Origin of the sequence: Variovorax frigidus, from assembly GCF_051216515.1 — a bacterium.
Classification (GTDB): Bacteria; Pseudomonadota; Gammaproteobacteria; order Burkholderiales; family Burkholderiaceae_C; genus Variovorax.
This window is the reverse complement of record NZ_JBPJZF010000001.1, coordinates 885,439-905,528: the sequence shown is the minus strand read 5'-3', so window position 1 is coordinate 905,528 and position 20,090 is coordinate 885,439. Positions and strand designations below refer to the sequence as shown.

Below are 20,090 nucleotides of genomic sequence, written 5' to 3'. Positions count from 1 at the left end.
GGCATCCTCCTGATTCGCATCCATCCATTGACCTACTTTCACATGCCGTTCAAGACCTATCTGGTCGAAGACAACCCGGTGATCCGCGAAAATCTCGTGGGTTTTCTCGAGGACATCGCCGACACCACGGTGGTGGCCCATGCCAGCACCGAGAAGGAGGCCGTGACCTGGCTGCGCAGCCACCGCGACGACTGGGACGTCGCCATCGTCGATCTCTTCCTGGAGGAGGGCAACGGCTTCGGCGTCGTCGATGCCTGCCGCGGCCGGGCGACGCATCAGAAGGTGGTGGTGCTGAGCAACTACGCCACGGCCGACATGCGCGAACGCTCGCACCGCCTGGGCGCCGACGCCTTCTTCGACAAGTCTGCCGAGATCGATCAGTTGGTGGCGTACTGCGCCGCCATGCGCTGACGCGCCGGCCCGCGTTCGCCGCGCTGTCCCGTTCGTGCTGCCCATGGGCGCAGCCTTGAGGTACAACCTCGGCTCCGAATTCATGGAACACGCAAAGAGATGAACAGTTCGATCGACTTCAAGGGCCGCGTCGCCATCGTGACCGGTGCAGGTGGCGGCCTGGGGCGTCAGCATGCGTTGGCACTCGCGGCGCGGGGCGCAAAGGTGCTGGTCAATGACCTGGGCGGCGCGCGCGACGGCTCGGGCGGCTCGGTGAGTGCCGCGCAGGCCGTGGTCGACGAGATCGTGGCCGCGGGCGGCGAGGCCATCGCCAACGGCGCCTCGGTCACCGACTACGAAGCGGTGCAAGCCATGGTGCAGCAGGCGATCGATGCCTGGGGCCGTGTCGACGTGCTGGTCAACAACGCCGGCATCCTGCGCGACAAGAGCTTCGGCAAGATGGAACTGGCCGATTTCAGGCTGGTGGTCGACGTGCACCTGATGGGCGCGGTCCACTGCACCAAGGCGGTCTGGCCGCACATGACGGCGCAGAAGTACGGTCGCATCGTGATGACCACCTCGTCCTCCGGCCTCTACGGCAACTTCGGCCAGAGCAACTACGGCGCGGCCAAGATGGCGCTGGTCGGCCTGATGCAGACCCTGAGCATCGAGGGCGCGAAGAGCGACATCCGCGTCAACTGCCTGGCCCCCACCGCGGCCACGCGCATGACCGAAGACCTGATGCCGCAGGCCGTGCTCGAGGCGCTGCAGCCCGAGGCCGTGGTGCCCGCGATGCTGGTGCTGGCCGCGCAGGACGCGCCCAATCGCACCGTGCTGTGCGCCGGTGCCGGCGGCTTCGAGGCCGCCCATATCACGCTCACGCAGGGCGTGTTCGTCGCGCCGGGTGCCGATGCGCCCGAGCAGCTCGCGGCGCGGCTGGCCGAGGTCACGGCGCGCGAGGGCGAACAGGTGCCGCAGAGCGGTGCCGCGCAGGGCACGCTGGAGATCGAGAAGGCGACGCGGGCCGCCCGCTGATCCTGCTGCCCATTCCGCGGTCGGGCGCGCAGGCGGGACCGCCTCGGAGTGCGTGGTGCCCCAGCCGCACGTCGGCGCAGCGGCGACAATGGATGCGGCCCCCTTCCTTACCTTTTCCGTTCGCTCCGCATGTCCGCTCTACCCGACACCCTGTGCTATCTCAACGGCGAATACGCGCCTGTTTCCGAAGCGAAGATTTCCGTGCTCGACCGCGGCTTCATCTTCGGCGACGGCATCTACGAGGTGGTGCCTGTCTACGGGCGCAAGCTGTTCCGGTTCGCGCAGCACATGGCCCGACTCGAACGCAGCCTGGCGAGCGTGCGCATTCCCCTGCCGCTCGCAGCCGACGAATGGCTGGCACGCTGCCGCCACCTGATCGCGGCGCATGCGTCCGACGACCAGATGGTCTACATCCAGGTCACGCGCGGCGTGGCGCCGCGCGACCATGCGATGCCGCCCGACCTCGTGCCCACGGTCTTCATGATGTCCAGCGCCATGAAGGCACCGAGCGCCGCCGTGCTCAAGGCCGGCGTGGCCTGCGTCACGGCGCGTGACTTCCGGTGGGAACGGGCCGACATCAAGAGCACCTCGCTGTTGGGCAATGTGCTGGCGCGGCAGATCTCGGTCGATGCGGAGGCGATCGAGACCGTGCTGCTGCGCGACGGTCTGCTGACCGAGGCTTCGTCGTCGAACGTGTGGGTGGTCAAGGGCGGCGTGGTGCACGGCGCGCCCAAGAGCGTGCACGTGCTCGAGGGCATCCGTTATGAACTGATCCGCGAACTCTGCGAGGCCGAAGGCATCGTGTTCGACCTGCGGCCGATTTCAGAAGCCGAGGTGCGCGAGGCCGACGAGTTGCTGTTGAGTTCGGCCAGCAAGGAGGTGCTGCCGGTCACGTCCCTGGACGATCGACCGATCGGCAATGGCGCACCGGGCCCGGTCTTCGCGCGGCTGCATTCGGCTTATCAGCAGGCGAAGGCGGCGCAGTCGATCTAGGGAACGGTCTGAACCTGCCACTGGCGCGCAGCGGTGGCTATCGCGCGGCGTCGCCTTCGTTGCGCCGCCAGAATCGCCACTGCAACGGCCGCTTCTGCCGGCTCTCGAGCGAGCGCATGTCGAGGGTGTCGAAGGCCGGGAATCGCGCGCCGTTGCGCCGGCGCAATTCGCTCTCGAGTTCGTGGGCGATGCCGCGCGCCCCGAGATCGCCGTGCAGCGCTCGGCTGCGCCACTCCATCGCGAGTCGGCTCAGTTCCGGGTCGGGCAGTTGGGTGGGCTCGATCATGGGCCGATTTTGCAATCGCCCGCACAGGTCGTGGCACACAGTCGCCGCCGTCCTACGATGGATTGGGGAAAGCTGCCAGGGCCTGCCGCCGGGCTTTGTCCGACGTGCCTTGCCACGTTCCTCTGGCCTGCCACGTGCACGGCCCGCCGCAATGTAGGCACTATCAATGGAGAACACCATGGCAGATGACAAGACCCTTCGCGGCCCGGCGGATGCCGCCCGGATCAACCTCAACGAGGAACACGAGCTTCGTTACTGGACCCGGAGCCTCGGCGTGTCGGAAGCGAAGCTGCGGTCGGCGGTCGCCGCGGCTGGCGTGATGAGCAAGGACGTGCGCGCCTACCTCGGGTTGCCGGAGCGTTGAGTTGCCTGGGGCGCTGCGTGCCATCGCGGTGACGGTCGAGGAGCCGGAGCCGGGCGCCTTCGTCTGGGTGCTGCTGGAGGAGGGCGTCGACTGGGCGCCGCTGCGCGCCGGGCGCCCATCGAAAAGCTATGCCACGGCCATGGCGAACGGCCTGCTGGCCTTACAGGGGCTGATCGACGACCTGGAGACCGGGCCGCGCGAGCCGGAAACCGAGCGCGCGCCCGCGAAGAAACACGCGACCTTCGGATTCGGGTTCGGCGTTCTGAAGTAGGACGCCGCGCAGCATGACCGCGCCCGCGCCTCAGCTCTGGATATAGCTCGTGAGCTGCTCGATGGTCTGCTCGTGGTCCGCGATGATGTCGTCCAGCAGGTCGCGGATCGACAGCATGCCGACGACCTTGTCGCCGTCCACCACGGGCAGATGGCGGATGCGCTTCTGGCTCATCAAGGCCATGCAGTCGTGGGTGGGCGTCTGCGGCGTCACGGTGAACACATTGGCCGTCATGATCTCGGCCACCCGCACCTCCTTGGAACTCTTGCCGAGCAGCGCGACCTTGCGGGTGTAGTCGCGTTCGGAGAACACGCCGACCAGCTTGTCGCCCTGCAGCACGACCAGCGCGCCGACCTCGTGCCGGGCCAGCACGTGGAGGGCGTCGAAGACGGTGGCATCGGGCGCGGTGTGGTAGAGGCCGTCGGTGCGGCGCTGGAGCAAGGAAGAAACAGGTTTCATGGTCACTCCGAAAGACAAGAGGAGACGAAAAGCGTCGTGGACGCGTGCTGCATTCCATCATAGGGGCGCAGCGAGGCAGTTGACCAGCGGGCGCGAGCCGTCCCCGCGACTGTCGCGCAGGCAACTGTGCTGCCCCGCCAGGTCGCCGGAGCGACGCGCGCCGATCGCGAGCCTTCGTACAGTGGGTTCGCCATCTATCCAACGAAAGACACCATGCGCAACACCCTCCAGGCGCTGAGCGCCACCGCCACCTTCAACCACTGGGCCGGCTTCGAAGTGGTTCGCGCCGAGGCCGGCGAGGCCGAACTGCAAATGGCCTGGCGCGCCGAGGACATGGGGCAGTACGCGGGCTTCCTGCATGCGGGCCTGATCGGCGCGCTGCTCGACACCGCCTGCGGCTTCGCGGCCACCACGGTCGCGGGCCAGGTCACGGCCTCGCATTTCTCGGTCAACTGCATCGCGCCCGGCGTGGGCCACCGCTTCGTGGTGCGCGCGCGGGTGGTGAAGGCCGGCCGGCGCCAGGTCTTCACCACGGCCGAGCTGTTCGGCCAGGGGGAGGACGAGGGCGGCGAACTCAAGCTGATCGCGACCGGCAACACGATCCTGGTGCCGCTGGAAGCCCCGGCGCGCTGAGGGCGGAAGGCGCGTCCTGGAGGAGGCTCGCGTCTTCGCGGACAATGCGGGCCCCTCCCGCACATCAGCAGACACAAGGAAAAGCGCGCCATGGCCATTCAGTGGTTTCCCGGCCACATGCACCTGACCCGCAAGGCCATCGGCGAACGCATCAAGGACATCGACGTGGTGATCGAGCTGCTCGACGCCCGCCTGCCGGCCTCGAGTGCCAACCCGATGCTCGCCGAGCTCACCGGCCACAAGCCGGGGCTCAAGGTGCTCAACAAGCAGGATCTGGCCGACCCGGAGCGCACCGCGCTCTGGCTCGCGCACTACAACGCGTTGCCGGACACGCGCGCCATCGGCCTGGACGCGAGCCAGACCACGCCGGCGCGTGCGCTGGTCGACGCCTGCCACGCGCTGTCGCCCAACCGCGGCGGCATGGCCAAGCCGATGCGCGTGCTGATCTGCGGCATTCCGAACGTCGGCAAGTCCACGCTGATCAACACGCTGGCCGGCGGCCGCAAGGCCAAGACCGGCGACGAAGCCGGCATCACCAAGCTCGAGCAGCGCATCACGCTGGCCGACGACTTCTACCTCTGGGACACGCCCGGCATGCTGTGGCCGCGCATCATCGTGGCCAAGAGCGGTTACAACCTCGCGGCCAGCGGCGCGGTCGGGCGCAATGCCTTCGACGAGGAGGAGGTGGCGCTGGAGCTGCTCGACTACGTCAAGCGTCGCTATGCGGGCACGGTGGGGGCGCGCTTCAAGCTCGATCTCCCCGCGGAAACGCTCGCGGCCATGGCCGATGAAGACCTGCTCGAGGCCATCGGCCGCAAGCGGGGCGCGCTGCTGGGCAAGGGCCGCGTCAACCTGCAGAAGGCGGCCGAGATCGTGATGCACGCCTTCCGCGACGGCAGCCTGGGCCGCATCACGCTCGAGACGCCCGAGGAGTTCGCGCTCTGGCTGGCCGAGGGACAGCAGCTCGATGCCGACCGCCAGGCGAAGAAGGCTGCGCGTGGCGCCGGCAAGGGCGGGCGGCCGCCTGCGCCGTCCGGCACCCCCGACTGAGCCCCGGCGAGTCGCACCAGCGCGGTGCGGCTCGCCGCTAGGGTTGTCACTCTCTGCAACAGGTGACGTTCTGGCTATGTTCGTTGAAGTCCTGCTCGGTCTGCGAGCGCGACGCGAGACCTGAGTCCCGTAGTCCTTCGAACAACACTGGAGACACACATGCAGTTCCGCTTCAAGCGTCTGGCCCTGGCCGGCGTCATGGCCCTTTCGACCGGTGCCTTCGCCGCCGACCCGATCAAGATCGGCGTCGACGGGCCCTTCACCGGCGGCTCCTCGTCGATGGGCGTCAGCATGCGCGACGGCGTGCGTCTGGCGACCGAGGAAATCAACAAGGCCGGCGGCGTGCTGGGCCGGCAGCTGCTGTTGGTCGAGCGCGACGACGAGGCCAAGAACGAACGCGGCGTGCAGATCGCCCAGGAGTTCATCAACAAGGAAAAGGTGGTGGCCGCGGTCGGCTACATCAACACCGGCGTGGCGCTCGCTTCGCAGCGCTTCTTCCAGGAAGCCAAGATCCCGGTGCTCAACAACGTGGCGACCGGTTCGATCATCACCAAGCAGTTCGAGAAGGAGCCCGAGAACTACGTGTTCCGGAACGCCGCGCACGACAGCATCCAGGCGCCGATGATCGTGGAGGAGGCGGTCACGCGCCGCGGCTACAAGAAGGTCGCGATCCTGGCCGACTCCACCAACTACGGCCAGCTGGGCCGCGAGGATCTGGAGAAGGCGCTCAAGAGCAAGGGCATCACCGCCGTGGCGGTCGAGAAGTTCAACATCAAGGACGTCGACATGACGGCCCAGCTGCTCAAGGCCAAGGAAGCCGGCGCCGAGGCCGTGCTGACCTACGGCATCGGCCCCGAGCTCGCGCAGATCGCCAACGGCATGACCAAGCTGGGCTGGAAGGTGCCGATCGTCGGCAGCTGGACGCTGGCCATGGCCAACTTCATCGACAACGCCGGCCCGGGCGGCGACGGCGCGCGCATGCCGCAGACCTTCATCCAGGAGCCGACCACGCCCAAGCGCAAGGCCTTCATCGACAACTTCGTGAAGACCTTCAAGCCCAAGAACAACCGCATGGACTCGCCGGTGTCGGCGGCGCAGGGCTACGACTCGATCTACCTGCTGGCCGCGGCCATCAAGCAGGCCGGCAGCACCGAGGGCCCGAAGATCAAGGCCGCGCTCGAGGACCTGAAGACGCCGGTCGAGGGCGTGGTCACGACCTACGACAAGCCCTTCTCCAAGACCGACCATGACGCGATCACCGCGAACATTCCGGTCTTCGGCGAGGTCAAGGGCGGCCGCGTGATCTACGCGAATGCGGAAGACCAGAAGAACGCCTCGAAGGTGCGCTTGAAGGATGCCGCGGCCAACGCTGCGCTGATCAAGTAATTCCCTGGCGCCATCGCGGCGCCGTCCGGCGCCGCCCCGGGGTCTTCCCGCGGCGGCGTCTTTCTTGATCGACCGTCGGCGCCACGCCACGTCTAGCGAGAGCTTCTTCATGCAAATCCTGACCCAACTGATCTTCAGCGGCATTGCGCTGGGCATGATCTACGCCGTCATCGCGTTCGGCTACCAGCTGACCTTCGCCACCTCCGACACGCTCAACTTCGGCCAGGGCGATGCCCTGATGCTGGGCGCGCTGGTCGGCCTCACGCTGGTGGGGCTGGGCGTGAACTACTGGTTGATGATCCCGATCGTCTGCCTGTTCGGCGCCTTCCAGGGCATCGTGGTCGAACGCATCGGCGTGCGGCCGGCGATCAAGATCAAGTCGGAATTCGGCTGGATCATGTCGACCATCGCGCTGGGCATCATCTTCAAGAACGTGGCCGAAAACGTCTGGGGCCGCGACGACCTCAAGTTCCCGTCGCCGCTGCCCGAATCGCCGCTCAAGTTCCTCAACGCCAACGTGCTGCCGATGGAGATCCTGGTGGTGGTCGGCGCGCTGCTGATGATGCTGGCGGTCGAGTTCTTCAACCGCAAGACCATCTACGGCAAGGCCGTGGTCGCGACCTTCAACGACCGCGACGCCGCCAAGCTGATGGGCATCAACACCGGCCTCGTCATCACCTTCTCCTATGCGCTGTCGTCGATGACGGCCGCGTTCGCCGGCGTGCTGATCGCGCCGCTCACGCTGACCGGCGCCACCATGGGTGCGGTGCTGGGCCTGAAGGCCTTCGCGGTCGCGATCATCGGCGGGCTGACCAGCGGCATGGGCATCGTGGTGGGCGGCATCATCCTCGGCGTGGCCGAGACGACCACCGGCTTCTACCTGAGCACCGGCTACAAGGACGTGCCCGGGCTGGTGCTGCTGCTGATCGTGCTGGCGGTGCGCCCGCAGGGCCTGTTCGGCAAAACGGCCATCAAGAAAGTCTGAACGAGATGGCTGTCCACACCGAGAAGCTCCAGCCCCGCCACCTGCTGCTGGCCGTCGCCGGCGTCGTCGCGCTGCTGCTGTTCCCCATCGCCTTCGACAACCCGTACTACATCCACCTGCTCGAGACCATCATGATCTATGCGATCGTGCTGTTCGGGCTCGACATCGTGGTCGGCTACACCGGCCAGGTGTCGCTGGGCCATGCGGGCCTGTTCGGGCTGGGTGCCTACACCGCCGGCGTGCTGGTGTTCAAGCTGGCGGCGCCTTTCTGGGTCACGGTGCCGGCCGCCATCCTGCTCACGGCCGGCTTCGGCGCACTGCTGGCCCTGCCGGCGCTGCGCGTGTCGGGTCCCTACCTTGCGATGGTCACGCTGGCCTTCGGCACCATCATCCAGATCCTGATCAACGAGATGAGTTTCCTGACCGAAGGGCCGATGGGCATCAAGCTCGAGAAGCCCTCGCTGTTCGGCCACAAGCTCGACGAGCGCGAGTTCTACTGGGTGGTGGTGGTGCTGATGGTGCTGGCGCTGATCGTCGTCCACCGCATCCTGCGCTCGCACCTGGGCCGGGCCTTCGAGGCGCTGCGCGGCAGCCCGGTGGCGTCGGACTGCATGGGCGTGTCGGTCTACCGCTACAAGGTCTACGCCTTCGTGATCAGCGCGGGTTTCGCGGGTCTCGCGGGTTGCCTCTATGCGTACTCCGAGCAGTACATCTCGCCCAACTCGTACAACTTCGAGCTCACGGTGCTGTTCCTGCTGGCGGTGATCATGGGCGGGCGCAAGAGCCGCATCGGCTCGATGCTGGGCGCGGCCATCATCGTGCTGCTGCCCAAGCTGCTGGACGACGTGGTGCTGTTCCGCTATGTATCGGTGGCGCTGGCGGCGGTGGTGCTGGTCACGGCCGTGGTCGCGGTGCAGCGCCAGCGCGCCACGCCGCTGCAGATGGCGATCCCGGTGGTGGGCAGCATCGCGCTGGCGGGCCTGGCCTTCTGGCTCCAGACCATGACCGACTGGCGGCTCTCGATCTTCGGCGTGATCATGCTGTTCGTCGTCTACTACCTGCAGGACGGCATCGTCGGCTTCGTGCGCAAGGCTTTCAACCTGCGCCGGCCCGCGCCGGTGGTCGAGGTCACGGCCGACGGCGCCGCCACGGCCGATGCGGTGTCGGTCTCGGCCACGGGCAAGACCGGCGACGAGGTGCTCAACGCCACCGGCGTGCTGATGCAGTTCGGCGGCCTCAAGGCGCTGAACAACGTCGACCTGAGCATCCGCCGCGGCAGCATCCACGGCCTGATCGGGCCCAACGGCTCGGGCAAGAGCACGATGATGAACGTGCTCACCGGCATCTACGTGCCGACCGCGGGCGCATTGACCTTCGCGGGCCGCTCGCTGGTCGGGCGCACCTCGGCCGACATCGCGCTGTCGGGCATCGCGCGCACCTTCCAGAACGTGCAGCTGTTCGGCGAGATGACCGCGCTGCAGAACGTGCAGGTGGGCCTGCACCACACCTTCGCCAGCCACCTGGCCGACGTGGCGCTGCACACGCCGCGCTACCGGCGCGAGCGCGACGCCGCGGCCAGCCGGGCGCTGTCGCTGCTGAGCTTCGTCGGCCTGGCCGAGTTCGCAGTGGAGGAGGCGCGCAACCTGCCCTACGGCAAGCAGCGCCTGCTCGAGATCGCGCGCGCGCTGGCGCTCGACCCGCAGCTGCTGCTGCTCGACGAACCCGCGGCCGGCCTCACCGCACCCGACATCAAGGAGCTGATCGCCATCATCCGCAAGATCCGCGACCACGGCATCACCGTGATCCTGATCGAGCACCACATGGACGTGGTGATGAGCATGTGCGACACGGTCTCGGTGCTCGACTTCGGCCAGAAGATCGCCGAGGGCGTGCCGGCCGAGGTGCAGGCCGACGAGAAGGTCATCGAGGCCTATCTCGGAGGCCAGGCCGACGCCGCTCCGAACCCCGCCTGAGGAACCCGCACATGCTGACCATCCACAATCTTTCGGCAGGCTACGGCAAGGTGCAGGTGCTGCACGGCATCTCGATCGAGGTGCCCAAGGGCAAGGTCGTGACCTTGATCGGCTCCAATGGCGCCGGCAAGACCACCACCATGCGCGCGGTCTCGGGAATGATCGCGCCGACCGCGGGCGAGATCACGCTCAACGGCAAGCGCATCGACGGCCTCGAGAGCTACCACATCGCCAAGCTGGGCCTGGCCCATTCGCCCGAGGGCCGGCGCGTGTTCGCGACCATGACGGTGACCGACAACCTCACGCTGGGTGCGTTTCCGCGGCTCACCGGCAGCCGGCCGCGCGGCGATGTCGCGGGCGACCTGGAACGCGCGCTGGAACTCTTCCCGCGGCTCAAGGAGCGCCGCATGCAGCTGGCCGGCACGCTCTCGGGTGGCGAGCAGCAGATGCTGGCCATGGCGCGCGCCGTGATGCTCAACCCCGAAGTGGTGCTGCTCGACGAGCCCTCGATGGGCCTGGCGCCGATCCTTGTGGCCGAGGTGTTCCGCATCATCGAGCGGCTCAAGAGCGAGGGTGTGACGATGCTGCTGGTCGAGCAGTTCGCGGCCGCCGCGCTGGGCGTGGCCGACTACGGCTACGTGCTGGAGAACGGCCGCATCTCGCTGCACGGCCCGGCCGAGAAGCTGCGCAGCGATCCGGCAGTGAAGGCCGCCTATCTGGGCGGTGGGCACTGAGGGAACGCGGACATCCGGACGCAGAGGACGCAAAGATCACGCAGGAGGCGCAGGAACGAAAACCCAGAAATCTGGTTTGACTTTTGCGTCCTTTGCGAAACCTCCGCGCCTTCTGCGTCCGGTACCCGATCCCGTGTCAAGCGTCCTTCAACACGATCTTCCCGGCCTCGACGTACTCCTCGTACTGGATCAGCGGAATGGCCGTGAGGCCGACCACGTCCTTCTCGGCTTCCCAGCTCAGGGTCGCGCTGTCGGGCGCCAGCACGACTTCGACCACCGTGCCTTCGGGAATCACGAGCGGCACCCCGTCGCCGGGCGAGTAGGTGACGTGGCCGCGGATGGTTGCGAATTGGCTCATGGGGTTCCTCCGAAAAAGTTGCGCCCGCGGAGCGCAGGCCATACCCGATTGGAATCGGAGCCGGGCGCGGCGCGTGTCGGAGAAGGGGCCGCGTTGCGCTGCGGCAAGAGGCGCGGCGCCGACGCCTTGTTGCGATGTGTAGCAAACTGGCGGCCCGCACGAATCCCTTCTTTCTTTCACTGTCATGACATCCCCTGAACCCGCACTCGAAGTCCTGCCCCGCGACCTGTCGGCCTACCGCGAAGGCAACACCGGCGTCGACTACGTCCACCGCTTCGAATCGGGAAAGCCCGGCCCGCACGTGCTGATCAACGCGCTGACGCACGGCAACGAGATCTGCGGCATGGTGGCCGCGACGCACCTGCTCGACACCGGCCTGCGCCCGAAGATCGGCACCCTCACGGTGAGCTTCTCCCACATCGAGGCCTACAACGCCTTCGACGAAGCCAAGCCCTACGACAACCGCCAGATCGTCCACAACCTCAACCGCATCTGGTCGGCCGAGCTGCTCGACGGCAGCGAGGACAGCCCCGAACTGCGCCGCGCGCGCGAACTGCGCCCGGTGATCGATGCGGCCGACTACATCCTCGACATCCATTCCACCAGCCAGGACGTGGTGCCGTTCTGGGTCTACCCGGCCTACGAGCGCAACGCCGAGGTGGCCCTGGCCGTCGGCCTGCCGCCGGTGCACCTGGTGATGCCCAACGGCCTGGGCTCGGGCACGCCGCTGATCCAGTACGGCCGCCACGGCGAGGCCGACGGGAAGGGCGCCGCGATGGTGGTCGAGTGCGGCCAGCACTTCAAGCAGTCGGCGGCCGATCTGGCCACCGCCGTGACGCTGGGTTTCCTCGCGCACTTCGGCCTGATCGACAAGGACCCGGCCGCGCCCGCGCCCGGGCCGCAGCGCCGCTTCGAGCTGCTGCAGACGCACATGGTGAAGGACGCGAACTTCGCCTTCACCCGGCCGCTGATCGGCTTCGAGACCTTCGCCGAGGGTGAGTTGATCGCGATGAACGGCACCGAGGAAATCCGCTCGCCCTGCGACGACTGCACGATCTTCATGCCCACGCGGCTGCCGATCGTGGGCCGCGAAGCGGTGTACCTGACCCGCCCCATCTAAGGCGCAGCGCGCCGGGGCAGCGAGCGGGTTATCACGGGGACGCGGCGGCGGCTGCGAACCCTATTCTGGAAGGCACGTTCGATGCGACGTGGTGCGGTTCTTGCGAGACCTGCACCACACGTCATCGACACCCTCACCCGAACCCGCTGGAGAACCCCGCCCATGCCTGGAAACCCGTACCGCCGTCCGATCGCCTTCAGGCTGCTCGCCACCCTCGTGGTGGCCGGCGCGGCCTTCTCGGGCACCGTCTTCGCGCGTGACCTGGTGGTCGCGCTCAAGACCGAGCCCACGTCGATGGACCCGCAGTACCACGCGCTCACGCCGAACATCCAGCTGTCGCAGACGCTGTTCGACCCGCTGGTGTGCGTCGACGCCGACCTTGCACCCGAACCCTGCCTGGCCCAGTCCTGGACCGCCGAAGGCAAGGTCTGGACCTTCAAGCTGCGCCCCAACGTCAAGTTCTCCGACGGCTCGCCCATGACCTCGGCCGACGTGCTGTTCACCATGGACCGCGTGCCCAAGGTGCCCAACAGCCCGTCGTCCTTCAAGGTGTACCTGCAGAAGATCGAGAAGATCGAGGCGCCCGATCCGCTGACGGTGCGCATCACCACCACCGAGCCGTACCCGCTGCTGGCCATCAACATGGTGGGCTTGCCGATCATGTCGGCCAAGGCCGCGGCCGGCGCCGCGCCCGAAGGCAAGACCACCACCGAGCTCAACGGCGGCAACGGCCTGGTCGGCACCGGGCCCTACAAGTTCGTGTCGTGGAAGCGCGGCTCCGAGATCATCTTCGAGCGCAACCCCCACTACTGGGGCAAGGCACCGGCCTGGGACAAGGTGATCTACCGGCCGATCACCAACCCGGCCGCGCGCGTGGCCGCATTGCTCGCGGGCGACGTCGACCTGGTGGAAGACCCGCCGACCGACGACCTCGAGCGCCTCAAGAAGGACACGAAGCTGCGCGTCGAGACCAAGGCCTCTAACCGCATCATCTACGTGGCGCTCGACCAGAACGGCGAGACCACGCCCGGCATCGAAGGCACCAAGGGCAAGAACCCGCTGCTCGACAAGCGCGTGCGCGAAGCGCTCTCGCTGGCCATCGACCGCTCGGCGCTGGTGTCGCGCACCATGGGCGGCGTGGCCTCGCCCGCGGCGCAGTTGCTGCCGTACCCGATGTTCGGCGCGAGCAAGAACCTCACGACGGCCGCCAAGCCCGACCCCGAGAAGGCCAAGGCGCTGCTCAAGGAAGCCGGCTACCCCGACGGCTTCACGCTGGTGCTGGGCACGCCCAACGGCCGCTACATCAACGACAGCAAGGTCGCGCAGACGCTGGCCGCGATGTGGACGCGCATCGGCGTCAAGACCTCGATCGACGCCAACGCGCCGGCCGTGTTCTTCAAGAACCGCGACAGCTACACCTACAGCGCCTACCTGGCCGGCTGGGGCACCGCGACCGGCGAAATGTCGAACACGCTGAACTCGCTGCTGGTCACGCCCAACAAGGACAAGGGCGTGGGCACCACCAACCGCAGCCGCTACTCGAACCCCGAGATGGACAAGCTGGTGGCCGAGTCGGCCAACCAGATGGACGACAAGGCGCGCGCGGCCACGCTGGCCAAGGCCAGCGAAATCGCGATGGCCGACTTCGCGATGCTGCCGATCCACTTCGAGCACTCGGTGTGGGCGATGAAGAAGGACGTGAGCTTCAAGGGCCGCGCCGACCAGCAGACCATGATCCAGTACGCGGTGCCGTCCAAGTAGGCGCGGCCCGCAGGCATCCGACGCTGCAGCAGGGCGACGGGCCGCAGAGCCCGCGCCCGATCGATCTTTTTCCATGCTGACGGCAGGCCCCTTTTCCTGAAGAGGCCGGCCCCCACGATCCTTTTCTGACGCGATGTCCGCCTTCATCATCCGCCGCCTGCTGCAGGCCGTGCTCGTCATGGCCGTCATGTCGGGCCTGGTCTTCGTCGGCCTCTACGTGGTCGGCGATCCGGTCTCGATGATGGCCAGCGCCGAGGCCACCGAGCTCGAGCGCGACGAGATCCGCACCGCCTTCGGCCTCGACAAACCGCTGTGGCAGCAGTACGCGCTGTTCATGCAGCACGCGGTGCAGCTCGACTTCGGCAAGAGCTTCCTCACCGGCCAATCGGCCATGGGCCTGATCCTCGAGCGCATGCCCGCCACGCTCGAACTGGCCGTGGTGTCGATGGGCTTCGCGATGCTGGTGGGCGTGCCGCTGGGCATCTGGGCCGGGTTGCGCCCGCACGCGCTGAGCACGCGCGGCATCATGACCGGCTCGGTGCTGGGCTTCTCGCTGCCCAACTTCTGGGTCGGCCTGATGCTGATCATGGTGTTCGCCGTGTACCTGGGCTGGTTGCCTGCCAGCGGGCGCGGCGCCACGGTGCACCTCGGGCCGCTCGACCTCAGCGTGCTCACGCTCGACGGCTGGTCGCGGCTGGTGCTGCCGGCCGTGACCATCGCGCTGGCCAAGGGCGCACTGATCATCCGCGTCACGCGGGCCGCCACGCGCGAGGCGCTGCCCATGGACTACATCAAGTTCGCGCGTGCCAAGGGCCTGGGCTGGAGCCGCATCCTGCGCGTGCATCTGCTGAAGAACATCATGATCCCGATCGTCACGGTGGGCGGCCTCGAGTTCGGCCAGGTGGTGGCCTTCGCGGTGGTCACCGAGACCATCTTCGCCTGGCCCGGCATGGGCAAGCTGCTGCTCGACTCGATCATCACGCTCGACCGCCCGGTGGTCGTGGCCTACCTGATCCTCATCGTGTTCTTCCTCGTGATGCTCAATCTCGCGGTGGACATTCTCTATTCGGTGCTCGACCCGCGCGTGCGGCTGCAGGGAGCCAAGGCATGAACGACACGACGCTCCAGGCCGCAGTGGCCGCCCCCGAGGCGCTGCCCGCGCTGATCGCCGAAGGCCCGGTGCTGCTGCCGCCGCCCGAGACGCCCTGGCAGCGCTTCCGGCGCGAGTTCACGGCCAACAAGCTGGCGGTGTTCGGCCTGGTGCTGCTGACGCTGGCGGTCGGCGTCGCGCTGCTCGCGCCCTGGATCTCGCCGCAGAACCCCTACGACATCGGCAAGCTCGACATCTTCGATTCGAAGCTGCCGCCCGGCAGCAAGGACGCGGCCGGCACCATGACCTACTGGCTGGGCACCGACGGCCAGGCGCGCGACCTGCTCTCGGCGATCTTCTACGGCCTGCGCACCAGCCTGATGGTGGGCGGCATCTCGGTGGCGGTCGCGCTCGCGATCGGCACCGTGGTCGGCCTGGCCGCGGCCTACTTCGGCGGCTGGATCGACGCGCTGCTGATGCGCATCGTCGACATCCAGCTGTCCTTTCCGGCCATCCTGGTCGCGCTGATCCTGCTGGCCATCCTGGGCAAGGGCGTGGACAAGGTGATCATCGCGCTGGTCATCGTGCAGTGGGCCTATTTCGCGCGGGCCGCTCGAGGGGCCGCGCTGGTCGAGCGTGCCAAGGAATACGTCGAGGCCGCGCAGTGCATGTCGCTGGGCTGGCCGCGCGTGCTGCTGCGCCACATGCTGCCCAACTGCATGCCGCCGCTGATCGTGATCGCGACCATCGACCTCGCGCATGCCATCGCGCTCGAATCGACGCTGTCCTTCCTGGGCGTCGGCGTGCCGGTCACCGAGCCCTCGCTCGGCATGCTGATCGCCAACGGCTTCGAGTTTTTGCTGTCGGGCAACTACTGGATCTCGTTCTTTCCGGGCATCGCGCTGGCGCTGGCGATCGTGGGGATCAACCTGGTGGGCGACCACCTGCGCGACATCCTGAACCCGCACAACGCACACTGAGCATGACGATGGAATCGAAGACATCCAACGTGCAGCCCGTGCTCGAGGTGCAGGGACTGCAGACCCACTTCTTCACCCACGGCGGCGTGGTCAAGGCGGTCGACGGCGTCGACCTGCGCGTGAACGCCGGCGAGATCCTCGGCCTGGTGGGCGAGTCGGGCTCGGGCAAGAGCATCACCGGCTTCTCGGTGATCGGCCTGATCGATGCGCCCGGGCGCATCGCGGGCGGGCATATCCGCTACCTCGGCGAGGAGCTGGTGGGCGCGTCCGAAGCGCGGCTGCAGAAGCTGCGCGGCAAGGAGATCGCGATGATCTTCCAGGACCCGATGATGACGCTCAACCCGGTGCTGCGCGTCGACACGCAGATGGTCGAGGCCATCCATGCGCACGAGAATGTCAGTGCGAAAGCCGCGCTGGCGCGGGCGCGCGATGCGCTCGCGATGGTCGGCATCCCGTCGCCCGAGGAGCGCCTGCGGACCTATCCGCACCAGCTCTCGGGCGGCATGCGCCAGCGCGTGGCGATCGCCATCGCGCTGCTCAACCGGCCCAAGCTGATCATCGCCGACGAGCCGACCACGGCGCTCGACGTGACGATCCAGGCGCAGATCCTCTACGAGGTGCAGAAGCTGTGCCGCGAGACCGGCACCGCGATGATCTGGATCACGCACGACCTGGCGGTGGTCTCGAGCCTGGCCGACCGCATCGCCGTGATGTATGCGGGGCGCATCGTCGAGAGCGGCGCCACGGCCGACGTGATCCGCGCGCCTTCGCATCCCTACACGCGCGGCCTGATCGATTCGATCCCGACGCGCGCCACGCACGGCACGCTGCTGCGGCAGATCCCGGGCATGACGCCTTCGCTGCTGCACCTGCCGCAGGGCTGCGCCTTCCGGCCGCGCTGCGGCCATGCGACCGACGCCTGCCTGGCGGTGCCGCAGCCCGAGCCCGCGCCCGCGGGCAAGACGGTGCGTTGCTGGCACATGCTGACCCCCGAGATGGCCTGAAGCACAAGAACCCCGCATGGACACCGTTCTCGAACACCCCACCGCCGCGCCCGCAACGAGCGCTGTCACGCCGCTGCTGGAACTCAAGGGCATCTCCAAGCGCTTCACGCAGGACATCGACCTCGCGGGCCGCATCGCCAACCTCCTGGGCGCGAAGCACCGTGCTTCCGTGGTGCACGCGGTGGCCGACGTCGACCTGGAGATTCGGCCCGGCGAAGTGATCGGCGTGGTCGGCGAGTCCGGCTGCGGCAAGTCGACCCTGGGCCGCGTGATCGCGGGGATCAACCCGCCGACCGAAGGCACGGTGAGCTACCAGGGCAAGCCGATCGCCGACATGAACGCCACCGAGCGCCGCGCCTGGGGCCTGGGCGTGCAGATGATCTTCCAGAACCCGATGGCCTCGCTCAACCCGCGCATGCGGGTGCTCGACATCGTGGGGGAGGCACCGGTGGTGCACGGCCTGGTCAAGGCGTCGCAGAAGGCCGAGTACGTGGGGGCGCTGATGCGCCAGGTCGGGCTCGACCCCGACTATGCGCAGCGCTACCCGCACCAGTTCTCGGGCGGGCAGCGCCAGCGCATCGGCATCGCGCGCGCGCTCGCGCTCAAGCCGCGGCTGATCGTCTGCGACGAGGCGGTGGCCGCGCTCGACGTGTCGATCCAGGCGCAGGTGCTCAACCTGTTCCTCGCGCTGCGCCGCGAGTTCGACCTGACCTACCTGTTCATCAGCCACAACCTCGGCGTAGTGGGCCATGTGTCGGACCGCGTGGTCATCATGTACCTCGGCCGCATCGTCGAGGTGGCGCCCACCGAGACCATCTTCAGCGCGCCCAACCACCCGTACACGCAGGCGCTGCTGTCCGAGCTGCCCACGCTCGAGACCACGCGCCGCGCCTACCAGCCCATCAAGGGCGAACTGCCGTCTCCCCTGGCGCCGCCGCCCGGCTGCGCCTTCCATCCGCGCTGCCCGCACGCGATGCCGCGCTGCAAGGTCGAGGCACCGCCGCTGCGCACGCTGCAGACCGGCCACACCAGCGCCTGCCACCTCAACGACATGCCGACATGACCACACGACCTGTGCTTGCGAGCGTCCCCACGCCGTTCCCGCCCTTCACGCTGCGCCTGCCCGAGGGCGAGCCCGTGCCGCTGGTCTGCGACTCGCCGCACAGCGGCACGCAGTACCCTGACGACTTCGGCTACGCCGTGCCCTTCGACGTTTTGCGCGGCGGCGAGGACACCGACGTGCATGTGCTGTGGCAGGCGCTGCCCTCGGTCGGCGCCACCTTGCTCGCGGCCGAGTTCCCGCGTGCCTACATCGACCCCAACCGCGACATCGAGGACATCGATGCCGACCTGTTGGCCGAACCCTGGCCGACGCCGCTGCAGCCCAGCGAGAAGACGCGCCTGGGCATCGGCCTGATCTGGCGCGACGCCGAGAAGAACGGCAAGTCGCCGATCTACGCGCGCAAGCTGTCGGTGGCCGAGGTGCAGAACCGTATCGCGACCTGCCACGCGCCGTACCACGCGGCCATGCGCGAGCAGATCGAAGCGGCCTATGCGCGCTTCGGCGCGGTGTGGCATCTCAACCTGCACTCGATGCCCGCCGATTCGTACGAGAGCCTGCAGATCCGAAGCGATCATCCGCTGGCCGACTTCGTGCTGGGCGACCGCGACGGCAGCACGGCCGCGCCCGAGTTCACCGCGCTGGTGGCCGAGTCGCTCAGGAAGCGCGGCTTCAGCGTGGCCATCAACGACCCGTTCAAGGGCGTCGCGCTGATCGCCCGCCTGGGCCGGCCGGCCGAGCGCCGTCACAGCCTCCAGGTGGAGATCCACCGCGGCCTCTACCTGAACGAGAAGACCCGCGAGCGCAGTGCGGGCTTCGATGCGCTGCAAGATGCGCTCACCACCGTTTCCAGAGAAATTGCCGACTACGTGAAGGACCAAGTCAAATGACCGTGATTGCCGACATCGAAGAACGCCACGCGGAATTCACCGCGCTGCGCCGCGACATCCACGCGCACCCCGAGCTCGCCTTCAAGGAGACGCGCACCTCCGACCTGGTGGCCGAGCGGCTCGCGGCCTGGGGCATCGAAGTGCACCGCGGCCTGGGCCAGACCGGCGTGGTCGGCGTGCTGCACGGCAGCCGCGGCGCCGGTGAGCGCGCCATCGGCCTGCGCGCCGACATGGACGCGCTGCCCATGCCCGAGCACAACCTGTTCAAGCACGCCTCGAAGAACCCCGGCCGCATGCACGGCTGCGGCCACGACGGCCACACCGCGATGCTGCTGGGCGCGGCGCACTACCTGTCGACGCACCGCGACTTCGAAGGCACGGTCAACTTCATCTTCCAGCCCGCGGAGGAGGGCGGCAACGCCGGCGCCAAGGCCATGATGGACGACGGCCTGTTCGAGAAATTTCCCTGCGAGGAGATCTACGGCATCCACAACATGCCGGGCTTCACCGCCGGCCACTTCGCCTTCCGCAAGGGCGCGGCCATGGCTTCGAGCAACCGCTTCGACATCATCGTGCGCGGCACCGGCGGCCACGCGGCCCAGCCGCACAAGTCGGTCGACACCATCGTGATCGCGGCCGAGATGGTGGGCGCGCTGCAGACCCTGATCTCGCGCCACAAGAACCCGATCGACGTGGCGGTGGTCAGCGTGACGCAGATCCACGCGGGCGATGCCTACAACGTGCTGCCCGGCGAGGCCGTGATCCGCGGCACGGTGCGCACCTTCAGCACCACGGTGCTCGACGAGATCGAGAGCAACATGCGCCGCATGGCGGAACTGCTGCCGCAGGTGCACGGCGGCACCGGCGAGCTCAAGTTCCACCGCGCCTACCCGCCGCTGGTGAACTGGGACGCGCAAACCGACTTCGCGATGCAGGTCGCGAAGGACACCTTCGGCGCCGACAAGGTCGACCCGAACACACCCCAGCACGGCGGCGCCGAGGACTTCTCGTTCTATCTGGAGAAGGTGCCGGGCTGCTACCTGTTCGTGGGCAACGGCGGCGGCGGCCACCGCGAGAACACCTACCACGGCATGGGGCCGTGCGAGCTGCACAACCCGAACTACGACTTCAACGATGCGCTGCTGCCGGTGGGATCGACCTATTGGGTGCGGTTGGTGGAGGCGTTCTTCGCGCGGGAGTAGGCCTGGCGCTGGCGGGTTCTCCGGAGTTTGTTCTCAGCTTCTGGCGGGGCGTTGCCTGCGACCGCA

The 20,090-nt window shown here is 67.9% G+C and carries 22 protein-coding genes; 19 read left to right on the top strand and 3 right to left on the bottom strand.

The genetic code is table 11. The features are described from left to right. Nucleotides 1-42: 42 nt before the first annotated feature. From ACSFBC_RS04255 to ACSFBC_RS04245, 3 genes are all read left to right on the top strand, one after another. A complete protein-coding gene (locus ACSFBC_RS04255) occupies nt 43-411 on the top strand; it encodes a response regulator (protein ID WP_435509051.1) in 369 nt (122 codons plus the stop codon). A gap of 99 nt (nt 412-510) precedes the next feature. After that, nucleotides 511-1,425: an SDR family NAD(P)-dependent oxidoreductase gene (locus tag ACSFBC_RS04250; protein ID WP_435509050.1), complete on the top strand. Its 915-nt coding sequence runs from the start codon at nt 511-513 to the stop codon at nt 1,423-1,425. Nucleotides 1,426-1,554: 129 nt separating this feature from the next. Further along, the gene (locus ACSFBC_RS04245; RefSeq protein WP_435509049.1) at nt 1,555-2,418 is read left to right on the top strand and encodes a D-amino acid aminotransferase; all 864 of its coding nucleotides are present in this window, start codon (nt 1,555-1,557) and stop codon (nt 2,416-2,418) included. Nucleotides 2,419-2,455: 37 nt separating this feature from the next. Here ACSFBC_RS04245 and ACSFBC_RS04240 read toward each other — a convergent pair whose 3' ends face one another. Then, nucleotides 2,456-2,704, bottom strand: a complete 249-nt coding sequence (locus ACSFBC_RS04240; protein WP_435509048.1) for a hypothetical protein — start codon at nt 2,702-2,704, stop codon at nt 2,456-2,458. A 178-nt stretch (nt 2,705-2,882) separates the two neighbouring features. Between ACSFBC_RS04240 and ACSFBC_RS04235 the strand changes: the two genes are divergently transcribed. Both ACSFBC_RS04235 and ACSFBC_RS04230 read left to right on the top strand, forming a co-directional pair. Beyond that, nucleotides 2,883-3,068 carry a DUF3606 domain-containing protein gene (locus ACSFBC_RS04235; protein WP_435509047.1) on the top strand — a complete coding sequence of 62 codons (186 nt, stop codon included), beginning with the start codon at nt 2,883-2,885 and terminating at the stop codon, nt 3,066-3,068. A 1-nt stretch (nt 3,069) separates the two neighbouring features. Beyond that, complete coding sequence (locus tag ACSFBC_RS04230; protein WP_435509046.1) at nt 3,070-3,339, top strand: hypothetical protein; 270 nt, start codon at nt 3,070-3,072, stop codon at nt 3,337-3,339. Nucleotides 3,340-3,369: 30 nt separating this feature from the next. Here the strand turns inward: ACSFBC_RS04230 and ACSFBC_RS04225 are convergent, their stop codons facing one another. Beyond that, the gene (locus ACSFBC_RS04225) at nt 3,370-3,798 is read right to left on the bottom strand and encodes a CBS domain-containing protein (RefSeq protein ID WP_435509045.1); all 429 of its coding nucleotides are present in this window, start codon (nt 3,796-3,798) and stop codon (nt 3,370-3,372) included. 213 nt (nt 3,799-4,011) lie between these two features. Here ACSFBC_RS04225 and ACSFBC_RS04220 point away from each other — a divergent pair, with 213 nt between their 5' ends. The 6 genes from ACSFBC_RS04220 (at nt 4,012) to ACSFBC_RS04195 (ending at nt 10,559) form a co-directional block, all read left to right on the top strand. After that, on the top strand, nt 4,012-4,431 hold the full coding sequence (locus ACSFBC_RS04220; protein ID WP_435509044.1) for a PaaI family thioesterase: 420 nt from the start codon (nt 4,012-4,014) through the stop codon (nt 4,429-4,431). 90 nt (nt 4,432-4,521) lie between these two features. After that, nucleotides 4,522-5,481, top strand: a complete 960-nt coding sequence (gene ylqF, locus ACSFBC_RS04215) for a ribosome biogenesis GTPase YlqF (RefSeq protein ID WP_435509043.1) — start codon at nt 4,522-4,524, stop codon at nt 5,479-5,481. Between the two features lie 159 nt (nt 5,482-5,640). Further along, the gene (locus ACSFBC_RS04210; RefSeq protein ID WP_435509042.1) at nt 5,641-6,867 is read left to right on the top strand and encodes an ABC transporter substrate-binding protein; all 1,227 of its coding nucleotides are present in this window, start codon (nt 5,641-5,643) and stop codon (nt 6,865-6,867) included. 109 nt (nt 6,868-6,976) lie between these two features. After that, entirely contained in the window at nt 6,977-7,852 is an 876-nt protein-coding gene (locus ACSFBC_RS04205; RefSeq protein WP_183023303.1) for a branched-chain amino acid ABC transporter permease, read from the top strand. A 5-nt stretch (nt 7,853-7,857) separates the two neighbouring features. Next, complete coding sequence (locus ACSFBC_RS04200) at nt 7,858-9,825, top strand: branched-chain amino acid ABC transporter ATP-binding protein/permease (protein ID WP_435509041.1); 1,968 nt, start codon at nt 7,858-7,860, stop codon at nt 9,823-9,825. Nucleotides 9,826-9,836: 11 nt separating this feature from the next. Further along, nucleotides 9,837-10,559, top strand: coding sequence for an ABC transporter ATP-binding protein (locus ACSFBC_RS04195; RefSeq protein ID WP_435509040.1), 723 nt, complete (start codon nt 9,837-9,839; stop codon nt 10,557-10,559). A gap of 136 nt (nt 10,560-10,695) precedes the next feature. Here the strand turns inward: ACSFBC_RS04195 and ACSFBC_RS04190 are convergent, their stop codons facing one another. Continuing rightward, nucleotides 10,696-10,917 carry a hypothetical protein gene (locus tag ACSFBC_RS04190; RefSeq protein ID WP_435509039.1) on the bottom strand — a complete coding sequence of 74 codons (222 nt, stop codon included), beginning with the start codon at nt 10,915-10,917 and terminating at the stop codon, nt 10,696-10,698. 184 nt (nt 10,918-11,101) lie between these two features. On the opposite strand from ACSFBC_RS04190, the gene ACSFBC_RS04185 reads away from it, so the two are divergent. From ACSFBC_RS04185 to ACSFBC_RS04150, 8 genes are all read left to right on the top strand, one after another. Next, complete coding sequence (locus ACSFBC_RS04185) at nt 11,102-12,037, top strand: M14 family metallopeptidase (RefSeq protein ID WP_435509038.1); 936 nt, start codon at nt 11,102-11,104, stop codon at nt 12,035-12,037. Nucleotides 12,038-12,199: 162 nt separating this feature from the next. After that, entirely contained in the window at nt 12,200-13,798 is a 1,599-nt protein-coding gene (locus tag ACSFBC_RS04180) for an ABC transporter substrate-binding protein (protein WP_435509037.1), read from the top strand. Between the two features lie 133 nt (nt 13,799-13,931). After that, nucleotides 13,932-14,909: an ABC transporter permease gene (locus tag ACSFBC_RS04175; RefSeq protein ID WP_435509036.1), complete on the top strand. Its 978-nt coding sequence runs from the start codon at nt 13,932-13,934 to the stop codon at nt 14,907-14,909. Beyond that, nucleotides 14,906-15,868: an ABC transporter permease gene (locus ACSFBC_RS04170; RefSeq protein WP_435509035.1), complete on the top strand. Its 963-nt coding sequence runs from the start codon at nt 14,906-14,908 to the stop codon at nt 15,866-15,868. The genes ACSFBC_RS04175 and ACSFBC_RS04170 overlap by 4 nt, the downstream gene beginning before the upstream one ends. Before the next feature lie 8 nt (nt 15,869-15,876). Next, nucleotides 15,877-16,872 (top strand): ABC transporter ATP-binding protein, encoded by a 996-nt coding sequence (locus tag ACSFBC_RS04165; protein WP_435509034.1) that lies wholly within the window; start codon nt 15,877-15,879, stop codon nt 16,870-16,872. A gap of 16 nt (nt 16,873-16,888) precedes the next feature. Then, nucleotides 16,889-17,935 carry an ABC transporter ATP-binding protein gene (locus ACSFBC_RS04160; protein ID WP_435509033.1) on the top strand — a complete coding sequence of 349 codons (1,047 nt, stop codon included), beginning with the start codon at nt 16,889-16,891 and terminating at the stop codon, nt 17,933-17,935. Continuing rightward, the gene (locus ACSFBC_RS04155) at nt 17,932-18,822 is read left to right on the top strand and encodes an N-formylglutamate amidohydrolase (protein ID WP_435509032.1); all 891 of its coding nucleotides are present in this window, start codon (nt 17,932-17,934) and stop codon (nt 18,820-18,822) included. Before ACSFBC_RS04160 ends, ACSFBC_RS04155 begins: the two co-directional genes overlap by 4 nt. Continuing rightward, a complete protein-coding gene (locus tag ACSFBC_RS04150; protein ID WP_435509031.1) occupies nt 18,819-20,024 on the top strand; it encodes a M20 aminoacylase family protein in 1,206 nt (401 codons plus the stop codon). The genes ACSFBC_RS04155 and ACSFBC_RS04150 overlap by 4 nt, the downstream gene beginning before the upstream one ends. Nucleotides 20,025-20,090: the final 66 nt, after the last annotated feature.